Raw genomic sequence first — 11708 nt, 5'->3', positions numbered from 1 at the left:
ATTTACTAATTTTCCTTAAGCCCGGCCTGCGCCACCATCGTCCTCAACAACCACAAGAAGCCGCTCGCGGCACCCGACAAGCCGTTCACGGCATCAGGTATGCCGCTAGCGGCCCAGGTATGAGGATAGAGGCGATGTTGGACTACAGCGATTGGCACAAGCGCGCCGCCGCGCAAGGCTTTATCCCCCAGGCCCTGATCGACGGGCAGCTGCGCCCGGCCCAGAGCGGTGCGACCTTCGCATCCATCAACCCGGCCACCAACCAGCTGCTGGCCGAGGTCGCCGCCTGCGATGCGGCGGATGTCGATGCCGCCGTGCGCAGCGCCCGCCAGGCCTTCGAGCAAGGCCCCTGGGCACGCATGGCCCCCCGTGAGCGCAAGCAGGTACTGCTGCGCCTGGCCGAGCTGATCATGGCCAACCGCGAGGAACTGGCCCTGCTCGACTCGCTGAATATGGGCAAGCCGGTGATGGATGCCTACAACATCGACGTGCCGGGCGCCGCCAACGTCTTCAGCTGGTATGGCGAAGCCCTGGACAAGCTCTATGACCAGGTCGCCCCCACCGCCAGCGACGCCCTGGCCACCATCACCCGCGAGCCCTTGGGGGTGATCGGCGCGGTGGTGCCGTGGAACTTCCCCCTGGACCTGGCCGCCTGGAAGCTCGCTCCGGCCCTGGCCACCGGCAACTCGGTGGTATTGAAGCCCGCCGAGCAATCGCCCTTCTCCGCCCTGCGCCTGGCCCAGCTGGCCCTGGAGGCTGGCTTGCCGGCCGGGGTGCTGAACGTGCTGCCGGGCCTGGGTGAAAGCGCCGGCAAGGCCCTCGGCCTGCATATGGACGTGGATTGCCTGGCGTTTACCGGCTCCACCGAGGTGGGCAAGTACTTTATGGCCTACGCGGCGCAGTCCAACCTCAAGCAGGTGTGGCTGGAGTGCGGCGGCAAGAGCGCCAACCTGGTATTCGCCGACTGCCAGGACCTGGACCTGGCTGCAGAAAAAGCCGCCTTCGCGATCTTCTTCAACCAGGGTGAAGTCTGCTCGGCCAACTCGCGCCTGCTGGTGGAACGCTCGATCCACGATGAGTTCGTCCAGCGCCTGATCGCCAAGGCCCAGCAGTGGCAACCGGGCGACCCGCTGAATCCGGCCAGCCGCGCCGGCGCCATAGTCGACTCGCGCCAGGCCGAACGCATCATGGGCTTTATCGACCGCGCGCAGAGCCAGGGCGCCACCCTGGTCTGCGGCGGCCAGCGTCTGAGCTTCAATGGCTCGGACAGCTTTATCCAGCCGACCATCTTCACCGGCGTCACCGCGGCTATGCAGCTGGCCCGCGAGGAAGTATTCGGCCCCGTGCTGGCGGTGCTGCCCTTCGACAGCGAAGAGCAGGCCATCGCCCTGGCCAACGACAGCCAGTACGGCCTGGCCGCCTCGCTGTGGACCGATGACCTCAACCGCGCCCACCGGGTGGCCCGCCGCCTGCGCGTCGGCACCGTGTCGGTGAACACCGCGGACGCCCTGGATGTCTGCACCCCGTTCGGCGGCTGCAAGCAGTCCGGTTTCGGTCGCGACCTGTCGCTGCATGCCTTCGACAAATACAGCCTTCTGAAAACCACCTGGTTCCAGCTGCGCAGTTAGTGCGCAGCAGATAACGGTGCGCCTATGAGCACAGCGATATCTGCGCACGCAAGAGCGCGGCGATAACTGCGGCACCTGCCGCGTGCGATTCACCTGAGACAACAACAAGATTGCAGGAGAACCCCCATGCATGATCCCGATATCAGCCTTGCTCCCCCCTTCGAACTGGCGTCGCCCGCCGCGCGCAAACGCAAACCCAGCCTGGGCCTGAGCGCCCTGCTGGCCGTCGCCATCGGCCTGGTGGTATCCCAGGGCGTGATGGTGCTGATGCTGCAAGGCGCGGGCATCGCCGGCCTGGGCTTTCTGATCCCCCTGGCCCTGGCCTTCGTCCTGGCGCTGACCTATGTGCTGTCGTTCGCCGAACTGGCGCTGATGATCCCCCGCGCTGGTAGCCTGAGCAGTTACACCGAGGTGGCCCTAGGGCATTTCCCGGCCATCCTGGCGACTTTCTCCGGCTATGTGGTGGTGGCCATGTTCGCCCTCTCGGCGGAATTGCTGCTGCTCGACCTGATCATCAACGAGGTCTATCCCGGAACCTTCCCGCGCATGAGCATCGCCTACGGGGTGCTGATCGGCTTTACCCTCCTCAACCTGCTCGGTATCGATGTCTTCGCCCGCCTGCAATCGGCCCTGGCGCTGGTCATGATCATAGTGCTGCTGGCCCTGGGCCTGGCGGCGGTGACCGGCAGCGGCAGTGAGCCGATGCTCAGCAGCGCCATCAGCAGCGACTGGAACCCCATGGGCGCCAGCGTGATGACCCTGGTGGCGCTGGCCATCTGGGGCTTCGTCGGCGCCGAGTTCGTCTGCCCGCTGGTGGAGGAATCCAAGCAGCCGGAACGTACTATTCCCTGGTCGATGATCCTCGGCGTGACGGTGATCTTTATCACCATCGCCCTCTACTCCATTGGCGCACTGTTCTATGTGCCCCAGGCGGAACTGGCCAGCTCGGCGCTGCCGCACTACCTGTTCGCCACCGCCCTGTTTGGTGAAACCGGCAAGATCTTCCTGGTGGTCGCTGCCATTACCGCCACCTGCAGCACGGTCAATACCTCGCTGGCGGCCATCCCGCGCATGCTCTACGGCATGGCGGTCAACGGCCAGGCGTTCCCGCAGTTCAAGCTGCTCAGCAAGAAGCACAAGGCACCCTGGGTCGCCGTACTCTTTGTCGCCGCAATCACCGGCCTGCCAGTGGTGTTTATGGGCGACGACCCGGCCGCCATCGGCCTGCTGCTGCTGGCCGCGGCAGTCGCCTGGCTGCTGGCCTATATCATCTGCCACCTGGACGTGATCGCCCTGCGCCGCCGCTACCCGGACCTGGCGCGCCCATTCAAGACACCCTTCTACCCGCTGCCGCAGATCCTTGGCATCGCCGGCATGCTGGTGTCGATCTACTACGTGTCGCCGACCCCGGAGATGACCGCCTCGATCTACTACAGCGCAGGTGCGGTACTCGGCCTGGTATCGCTGATCGCCGTGCTGTGGATCAAGCTGGTGATGGGCAAACCGCTGTTCACCCCGGAGCCCCTGGACAAGGTGCTGGCCCGTCAATGAACCCCCGCCGGGGGCGCGCCCCCGGCTCACACCACAGCTAATCACCGAGGTTGTTGAACATGACAGTCCCACACACCCCCAACCGCCAGACCCAGGACTACCAGGCGCTGGATGCCGCCCACCATATCCATGCCTTTGTCGACCAGAAGGCGCTCAACGCCGAAGGCCCGCGCGTGATGGTGCGCGGCGAGGGCCTGTACCTCTGGGATAACGACGGCAAGCGCTACCTCGACGGCATGTCCGGGCTGTGGTGCACCAACCTCGGCTACGGCCGCAAGGATCTGGTCGCCGCCGCGACCCGGCAGATGGAGCAGCTGCCCTACTACAACATGTTCTTCCACACCACTCACCCGGCGGTGGTGGAGCTGTCAGAAACCCTGTTCAGCCTGCTGCCGGGCCACTACAGCCACGCCATCTACACCAACTCGGGCTCGGAAGCCAACGAGGTGCTGATCCGCACCGTGCGCCGCTACTGGCAGATTCTCGGCCAGTCGCAGAAGAAGGTGATGATCGGCCGCTGGAACGGTTACCACGGCTCCACCCTGGCCGCCACGGCCCTGGGCGGGATGAAATTTATGCACGAGATGGGCGGCATGCTGCCGGATATCGCCCATATCGACGAACCCTACTGGTATGCCAATGGCGGTGAGCTGACGCCGGCCGAATTCGGCCGCCGCTGCGCCCTGCAGCTGGAAGAGAAGATCCTCGAACTGGGCGCGCAGAACGTCGCCGGCTTTATCGCCGAGCCCTTCCAGGGCGCCGGCGGCATGATCTTCCCGCCGGAAAGCTACTGGCCGGAAATCCAGCGCATCTGCCGCCAGTACGACGTGCTGCTGTGCGCCGACGAGGTGATCGGCGGTTTCGGCCGTACCGGCGAATGGTTCGCCCACCAGCACTTCGGCTTCCAGCCGGACACCCTGTCGATCGCCAAGGGCCTGACCTCGGGCTATGTGCCAATGGGCGGCCTGGTACTGAGCAAGCGCATCGCCGAGGTTCTGGTGGAGCAAGGCGGCGTGTTCGCCCACGGCCTGACCTACTCCGGCCATCCGGTGGCGGCCGCCGTGGCCCTGGCCAATATCAAGGCGCTGCGCGATGAAGGCGTGGTCAGCCGGGTCAAGGACGATACCGGCCCCTACCTGCAGCAGTGCCTGCGCCAGGTGTTCGGCGCGCATCCGCTGGTCGGCGAGATCCAGGGCAGCGGCCTGGTCGCCGCCCTGCAGTTCGCCGAGGACAAGGCCAGCCGCAAGCGCTTCGCCAATGAAGGCGACATCGCCTGGCGCTGCCGCACCATCGGCTTCGAGGAAGGCCTGATCATCCGCTCCACCCAGGGCCGCATGATCATGGCTCCGGCCCTGGTGGCCGGGCGCCTGGAGCTGGACGAGCTGGTGGCAAAAACCAAGCTCGCGGTGGATCGCACCGCCATGGAACTGGGCCTGCTTTGAGTCAGCGCTGGCGCCCGATACGAGCAAGCATGACTTGAGCTAAAGGCGTGCAGGCGCAGCAGCGGTACGCTGTTGCGCCTACCCGGTTAACGAGAAGCGCAGTGACGGACAGTTACGGCTTGTGCCAGCGCTCGGCAGCGCTCTGATCGCTTTGCCGGCCTTCGACCCAGCAGGAACCCTCGGCCGTGTCTTCCTTCTTCCAGAACGGCGCGCGGGTCTTCAGGTAGTCCATGATGAAGGCGCACGCCTCGAACGCCGCCTCGCGGTGGGCGCTGGTGGTGCCGACGAAGACGATCGGCTCGCCCGGCTCCAGGCGGCCGACGCGGTGAATGATCTGCAGGTTCAGCAGCGGCCAGCGCTGCTCGGCTTCGAGCGCGATTTTGGTCAGGGATTTCTCGGTCATGCCAGGGAAGTGTTCGAGAAACATCCCGCCGACTTCGCGGCCCGCGTTGAAGTCACGGACATAGCCGATGAAGCTGACCACCGCGCCGATTCCGAGGTTGGCGGCATGCAGCGCGTTGACTTCGGCGCCCGGGTCGAAGGGCTCCAGCTGGACGCGGATGGCCATGCTCAGCCTCCGGTCACGGTCGGAAAGAAGGCCACCTCATCGCCCTCCTCCAGTGGCTCGTCGAGACTGCACAGTTCCTGGTTGCGTGCGCACATCAGGTTCTGTTCGGCCAGCACTTGCCATACACCGCCGCGGGCCAGCAGGTGCTGGCGCAGGTCATCGAGGGTAGCGAGCGCCTGGGTATCGTTCAGTTGCTCGCCGTCCAGGCCCAGGGCCTCGCGGTAACGGGCAAAATACTGCACATGAATCATTGATCGTCCTCGGCCTTGTAGTGACCACTCTTGCCGCCCAGTTTCTCCAGCAGGCGCACGCTTTCGATGACCATGCCGCGGTCAACGGCCTTGCACATGTCGTAGATGGTCAGGGCGGCGACACTGGCGGCGGTCAGGGCTTCCATTTCCACCCCGGTCTGCCCGCTCAGCTTGCAGCGCGCGGTGATCTGCACGGCATCATCGCCATGGGCGAGCAATTCGACCTTGACGCTGCTCAACATCAGCGAATGACAGAGCGGGATCAGGTCGGCGGTCTTCTTGGCGGCCTGGATGCCGGCGATACGCGCGACGGCGAACACATCGCCCTTGGGGTGCGCGCCGTCGACGATCATCTGCAGGGTTTGTGGGCGCATGCGCACCACGGCTTGGGCCACGGCCTCGCGGACGGTCAGCGCTTTGTCGCTGACATCGACCATAGTGGCGTGACCTTGGGAATCGAGATGGGTTAGCACGAGTTTACTCCAGGCAGGGATCGGCCGATTGTAAACCCAGCAGTCAAGATATGGCAGCGGCACGCTGCAAGCCGGGCTGCTGCGCATTCAACTCGCAGCTTATGGCTTGCAGCGTGCCGCTCACCGCCTCCTACATATGGGTTTCGGCGAATTCCGCCAGGATCGAACGCGGCACCCCTTGCAGGGTGATGTGCACGCCGTGGGGGAAGTCCTTGAAGCGCTCGGTGAGGTAGGTCAGGCCCGAGCTGGGCGCCGACAGGTAGGGTGTATCGATCTGCGCCAGGTTACCCAGACAGACCACCTTGGAGCCGGTGCCGGCGCGGGTGATGATGGTCTTCATCTGGTGCGGGGTGAGGTTCTGGCACTCGTCGATCAGGATCAGGCTCTGCTGGAAGCTGCGCCCGCGGATGTAGTTGAGGGATTTGAACTGCAGCGGCACCTTTTGCAGGATGTAATCGACGCTGCCATGGGTGTTCTCGTCGTCCATGTGCAGGGCTTCGAGGTTGTCGGTGATGGCGCCCAGCCAGGGCTCCATCTTCTCCGCCTCGGTGCCGGGCAGAAAGCCGATCTCCTGATCCAGGCCCTGCACGCTACGGGTGGCGATGATCCGCCGATAGCGCTTGCTGACCATGGTCTGCTCGATGGCCGCGGCCAGGGCCAGGATGGTCTTGCCCGAACCGGCGGCGCCGGACAGGTTGACCAGGTGGATGTCCGGGTCGAGCAAGGCGAACAGCGCCAGCGCCTGGTGGATATCACGTGGCCGCAGGCCCCAGGCTTCCTGATGCAGCAGCGGCTCCTGGTGCAGATCGAGGATCAGCAATTCATCGCTCTGGATGCCCTTGATCCAGCCGACGAACCCCTGCTCGTCGATGATGAACTCGTTGACGTGGACTGCCGGCAGGTTGTCGATCAGCTGCACCCGGTGCCAGGTGCGCCCGTGGTCCTGACGGGTCTCGACCTTGCTCACCCGGTCCCAGAAGGAACCGCTCATGCTGTGATAACCCTTCGACAGCAGCGACACATCGTCGACCAGCTGGTCGGTATGGTAGTCCTCCGAGTCGATCCCGCAGGCGCGCGCCTTCAGGCGCATGTTGATGTCCTTGGTCACCAGCACCACGGACATGTCCGGGCGACGGGCTTTCAGCTCGACCAGCTGGTTGATGATCTTGTTGTCGTTGAGATCCTCCGGCAGCCAGGTAATCGGCGAAGTACTTTTAGTCATGAGAATCGAGAGAAAACCACAAGGCCCGCTCTTCTCGCGCTGGATCGCGACACCATGCTCCACTTCCTCGGGTGTGGCGCTACCCAGGATCTTGTCGATCAACCTGATAGCTTGCCGGCACTCGGCGGCGACACCAAGCTTGCCGGTTTTCAGCTTGTCCAACTCCTCCAGAACGGTCATCGGGATGGCGACGTGGTGTTCCTGGAAATTCAGCAGCGCGTTGGGATCGTGGATCAACACATTGGTGTCGAGGGCGTAGAGGGTTGGAGCGGTGGGCTTGAAGCTTCCGTGGTCATCCATACTCGGTCACCTTCTTATAGGAGCCAAGCGACGGAATGCCTGAGCAGCGTTCCGCCGCGGGGACCACCGCCTTCTCAGACGGGGGCTGAGCAGGTGCATGCAAGGTGAAGGCCAAGGGTCGCCACCTGTCTGCAGGGTTCGGCGGTCTGTCTTTTAAATACTCCAAAAATCATGACAGGCGAATGTTTTTTTCAGTTTTCCCACGTTTATTTGTCGCCTCGACAAATAGAGCTTGGCGACCCGCAAAGGCGCCGTTAAAGTCAGAAGTCCGACCCGCGCTCCCAGCGAAAAAAATCCCGCCGCAGTAACCCCCTCACGGCTCGTTTTCAGCACAACGATTAACCTCAATCGTCACGTGCACCAACTCGCTAATCCCCGCCAGCCGGACCTTGTAGCGATCCGCCGAGATGTCGCCATGGGTCACCACGCTGACAATGCAGGCGTACTGTGCGCGACCGACCCGCCACAGGTGCAAGTCCGCCAGTTCGGTGTCCACTTCCTCCGCCAGGGCGCTGCGCACCCGCACCACAACGGGGCTGTCCATCTCCCGATCGAGCAGCACCGTGGCGGTCTCGACCAACAGGCCCCTGGCCCATAGCGCGATGATCACGGCGCCGAGCACGCCCATCAGCGGATCGAGCCAGCTCCAGCCGAACAACAAGCCGCCCAGCAGCGCAACGATCGCCGCCACCGAGGTCAGCGCATCGGCCAGCACATGGATAAAGGCGGCATGCCGATTGAGGTCGCGCGCCTTCGCCGGCGCGACGTGATCGTGATCGTGATCGTGATCGTGATCGTGATCGGCATGAGCATGACCGTGAACATGCGCGTGCTCATGCTGGTCGCGCAGCAGCCAGGCCGACAGCAGATTGACCAGCAGGCCGACCACCGCCACCCCCAGCGCCACCTCGAAGGCAATTACCTGCGGCCGCCACAGCCGCCACAACGACTCGAACGCCAGCAGCGCCACCACCACCAGCAACAGCAGCGAACTGGCGAAACCGGCCAGCACCTCGATCTTCCAGGTGCCGAAGGCGAAACGCGGATCATCGGCGTAACGCCGCGCCAGCAGGTAGGCCAGGGCCGTCAGGCCAATGGCGAGCATATGCGAAGCCATGTGCCAGCCATCGGCGAGCAGGGCCATGGAGTTGAAGGCATAACCGGCGGCGATTTCCACCAGCATGGTCGCCCCGGTCAGCGCGGCCACCCGCCAGGCCTGGCGTTCGCTGCGGGTTTCCAGCGGTCGGTAATCGTGGGAAGGCTCCCAGCGCGAGTGATTGCAGGCGGTCATGGTGGCTCCCTGGAGGATTTGACCTGGACAAACTACAACCCCGTGGCCGCCCCGAGGTCAAGCGCAGCGCTTTGCCCAGGCGCAACACCGTCAGCGCGGATTGCGCCAGGCTTAGCCGGATTACGCCGGTGCACGACATCGTCGCTAGTCTTGGCCGCCCCCAGCTTCTAGAATCGCGCCCAGACTTTCAGGAGCAGACTCTATGCTGATGGTGATTTCCCCGGCCAAGACCCTCGATTACCAGACGCCGCCGGTGACCCAGCGTTATACCCAGCCCGAGCACCTCGACCACGCCCAGGATCTGATCGGCCAACTGCGCGACTTCACGCCCATGCAGATTGCCGAACTGATGCACCTGTCGGACAAGCTCGCCGGGCTGAATGCCGCACGCTTTGGCAGTTGGACCAGGACCTTCACCCCGCAAAACGCCAAGCAGGCACTGCTGGCGTTCAAGGGCGATGTCTACACCGGCCTCAACGCCGAAGACTTCAGCGAAGCCGACTTCGATTTCGCCCAGACCCACCTGCGCATGCTCTCCGGTCTCTACGGCGTGTTGCGCCCGCTCGACCTGATGCAACCCTACCGTCTGGAGATGGGCACCAAGCTGGCCAACCCACGCGGCAACAATCTCTACGACTTCTGGGGCGAGCGCATCAGTGGCTGGCTGAATGACGCACTGGCCGCCCAGGGCGACCGAGTGTTGCTCAACCTGGCCTCCAACGAGTATTTCAGTGCGGTGAAACGCAAGCTACTCGACGCGCGGATCATCGATACCGAATTCAAGGACCTGAAAAATGGCCAGTACAAGATCATCAGCTTCTACGCCAAGAAGGCCCGTGGCCTGATGGCACGCTATGTGATCAAAGAGCGCCTGAGCGATGCCGAGGGTCTCAAGGACTTCGCCGCACAGGGCTACCGCTACTCGGCGGAGCACTCGAAAGCCGACAAACTGGTGTTTCTGCGCGACCTCCCGCAAGACTGATCCCGCCTCCATACCCCCGCCCGGGCCGCCCGCACGGCCCGTCGGCAGCGCCCCAGCGGCAAGCAAATACCGGCACAAACAGCCTGGTTAATTAATTAACACCTGCCCCATTGAACTTTCCGGGCACTTAATGCACCGCGCGCGCAGTGCAAATCCGCGATTATAAATTGCTATCAATTTGCAATTACTTGCCACTATCCAAATAGCCCCTCAAATGAAAAAAGAGGACGAACGGCAGGAACTATAGGAAAAATCGCACACTCTTACCGACGTAACACAATTACTTCATGCAACTTCTGCGTGAACCAACCTGACGCTAATTGTCGGACAGCAGTCCGCCGGGTTACTTCACTCAGATAAATGTTGCCACGCAATCACAGGAGAACTTTTCACTGTTCGAATGTTCCACTGATAGCCAGGAGCCAGAGCCTCCCAGGCCTGCAGCTCAGTAGCAGTATAGGGCACGCTTCATATTACAAGCCCGGTTCAGGCCTCCCCTGCGGATGCCAGATATTTCTCATGCCTAAATTAATTCAGTCGCCCCGTCGACCTGAGTTGAATGAACGATCGTGGCCAAAAAGCCACTATTAAATTGTGCAATAAATGGACGAGGTAATACGATGCGAATCAGTATCTTTGGTTTGGGTTATGTGGGTGCCGTGTGTGCCGGTTGTTTATCGGCCCGCGGCCATGACGTGGTTGGCGTCGATATATCCGCCACTAAAATCGACCTGATCAACAATGGCAAATCGCCAATAGTCGAACCCGGCCTGGAAGTGTTGCTGCAGCAGGGCCTGAACTCTGGCCACCTGCGCGGCACCACCGATGTCGCCGACGCGATTCGTGACACCGAGGTCTCGTTTATTTGCGTCGGTACGCCGAGCAAAAAGAACGGCGACCTGGAACTGGACTACATCGAAGGCGTGTGCCGCGAAATCGGCTTCGCCATGCGCAACAAGCCCGAACGCCACACCGTGGTAGTGCGCAGCACCGTGCTGCCGGGCACCGTGAAGAACGTGGTGATCCCGATCCTCGAAGACTGCTCGGGCAAGAAAGCCGGGGTCGATTTCGGCGTGGCGGTGAACCCCGAGTTCCTCCGCGAAAGCACCGCGATCAAGGACTACGATTTCCCGCCGATGACCGTGATCGGCGAACTGGACAGCGCCTCCGGTGACCTGCTGGAAAGCATCTACAGCGAACTCGACGCACCGGTCATCCGCAAGGACATCGATGTCGCCGAGATGATCAAGTACACCTGCAACGTCTGGCACGCCACCAAGGTGACCTTCGCCAACGAGATCGGCAACATCGCCAAGGCGGTCGGGGTCGACGGCCGCGAAGTGATGGACGTGATCTGCCAGGATCACAAGCTCAACCTGTCCAAGTACTACATGAAGCCCGGCTTCGCCTTCGGTGGCTCCTGCCTGCCGAAAGACGTGCGCGCCCTGTCCTACCGCGCCGGCAGCCTCGACGTCGAAGCGCCGCTGATCGGTTCGTTGATGCGCAGCAACGTGGTCCAGGTGCAGAACGCCTTCGACATCATTTCCAGCTACGACAAGCGCAAGGTCGCCCTGCTCGGCTTGAGCTTCAAGTCCGGCACCGACGACCTGCGCGAGAGCCCGCTGGTGGAGCTGGCCGAAATGCTGATCGGCAAGGGCTTCGAGCTGAGCATCTACGACAGCAACGTCGAATATGCCCGCGTCTATGGCGCCAACAAGGACTACATCGAATCGAAGATTCCGCATGTTTCCTCGCTGCTCAACAGTGACTTCGATGCGGTAGTCGATAACGCCGAGATCATCGTGATCGGCAATGGCGATGAGCGCTTCGCGCCCCTGGCGCAACAGGCTCTCGACGGCAAGCACGTGGTCGATCTGGTCGGCTTCATGCCCACCGCCTCGCGCACGGGTGCCGAAGGTATCTGCTGGTAAATCCAGCCTGCAACAGGCCGTTGAAAAGCGGCAGTAGTTTTTCAACGGACTGGCAGCCAGTTGGGCCGA

10 protein-coding genes are annotated in these 11708 nt (G+C 62.9%); 5 read left to right on the top strand and 5 right to left on the bottom strand.

Annotation, left to right across the window (positions count from 1 at the left end):
- Positions 1-134 precede the first annotated feature (134 nt).
- The 3 genes from G9C89_RS09990 to G9C89_RS09980 all read left to right on the top strand — a co-directional run bounded on the left by G9C89_RS09990 (position 135) and on the right by G9C89_RS09980 (position 4621).
- Entirely contained in the window at positions 135-1628 is a 1494-nt protein-coding gene (locus tag G9C89_RS09990) for an aldehyde dehydrogenase (RefSeq protein WP_172147722.1), read from the top strand.
- A gap of 126 nt (positions 1629-1754) precedes the next feature.
- The gene (locus G9C89_RS09985; RefSeq protein ID WP_172147721.1) at positions 1755-3179 is read left to right on the top strand and encodes an APC family permease; all 1425 of its coding nucleotides are present in this window, start codon (positions 1755-1757) and stop codon (positions 3177-3179) included.
- A 59-nt stretch (positions 3180-3238) separates the two neighbouring features.
- On the top strand, positions 3239-4621 hold the full coding sequence (locus G9C89_RS09980; protein WP_172147720.1) for an aspartate aminotransferase family protein: 1383 nt from the start codon (positions 3239-3241) through the stop codon (positions 4619-4621).
- A gap of 112 nt (positions 4622-4733) precedes the next feature.
- Here the strand turns inward: G9C89_RS09980 and moaE are convergent, their stop codons facing one another.
- The 5 genes from moaE to dmeF form a co-directional block, all read right to left on the bottom strand.
- Entirely contained in the window at positions 4734-5189 is a 456-nt protein-coding gene (moaE, locus tag G9C89_RS09975; protein WP_172147719.1) for a molybdopterin synthase catalytic subunit MoaE, read from the bottom strand.
- Positions 5190-5191: 2 nt separating this feature from the next.
- The gene (locus G9C89_RS09970; protein ID WP_172147718.1) at positions 5192-5440 is read right to left on the bottom strand and encodes a MoaD/ThiS family protein; all 249 of its coding nucleotides are present in this window, start codon (positions 5438-5440) and stop codon (positions 5192-5194) included.
- On the bottom strand, positions 5437-5913 hold the full coding sequence (gene moaC / locus G9C89_RS09965; protein WP_172147717.1) for a cyclic pyranopterin monophosphate synthase MoaC: 477 nt from the start codon (positions 5911-5913) through the stop codon (positions 5437-5439). The genes G9C89_RS09970 and moaC overlap by 4 nt, the downstream gene beginning before the upstream one ends.
- Positions 5914-6043: 130 nt before the next feature.
- Positions 6044-7435 (bottom strand): PhoH family protein, encoded by a 1392-nt coding sequence (locus G9C89_RS09960; protein ID WP_172147716.1) that lies wholly within the window; start codon positions 7433-7435, stop codon positions 6044-6046.
- Between the two features lie 313 nt (positions 7436-7748).
- Positions 7749-8726 carry a CDF family Co(II)/Ni(II) efflux transporter DmeF gene (gene dmeF, locus G9C89_RS09955; RefSeq protein ID WP_172147715.1) on the bottom strand — a complete coding sequence of 326 codons (978 nt, stop codon included), beginning with the start codon at positions 8724-8726 and terminating at the stop codon, positions 7749-7751.
- Between the two features lie 202 nt (positions 8727-8928).
- Between dmeF and yaaA the strand changes: the two genes are divergently transcribed.
- A complete protein-coding gene (gene yaaA, locus G9C89_RS09950; RefSeq protein ID WP_172147714.1) occupies positions 8929-9708 on the top strand; it encodes a peroxide stress protein YaaA in 780 nt (259 codons plus the stop codon).
- A gap of 620 nt (positions 9709-10328) precedes the next feature.
- Positions 10329-11639, top strand: a complete 1311-nt coding sequence (locus G9C89_RS09945) for a nucleotide sugar dehydrogenase (protein ID WP_172147713.1) — start codon at positions 10329-10331, stop codon at positions 11637-11639.
- Positions 11640-11708 lie beyond the last annotated feature (69 nt).

The organism is Pseudomonas tumuqii, from assembly GCF_013184545.1.
Taxonomy (GTDB): Bacteria; Pseudomonadota; Gammaproteobacteria; order Pseudomonadales; family Pseudomonadaceae; genus Aquipseudomonas; species Aquipseudomonas tumuqii.
This window is presented reverse-complemented; position numbering and strand designations above follow the sequence as displayed.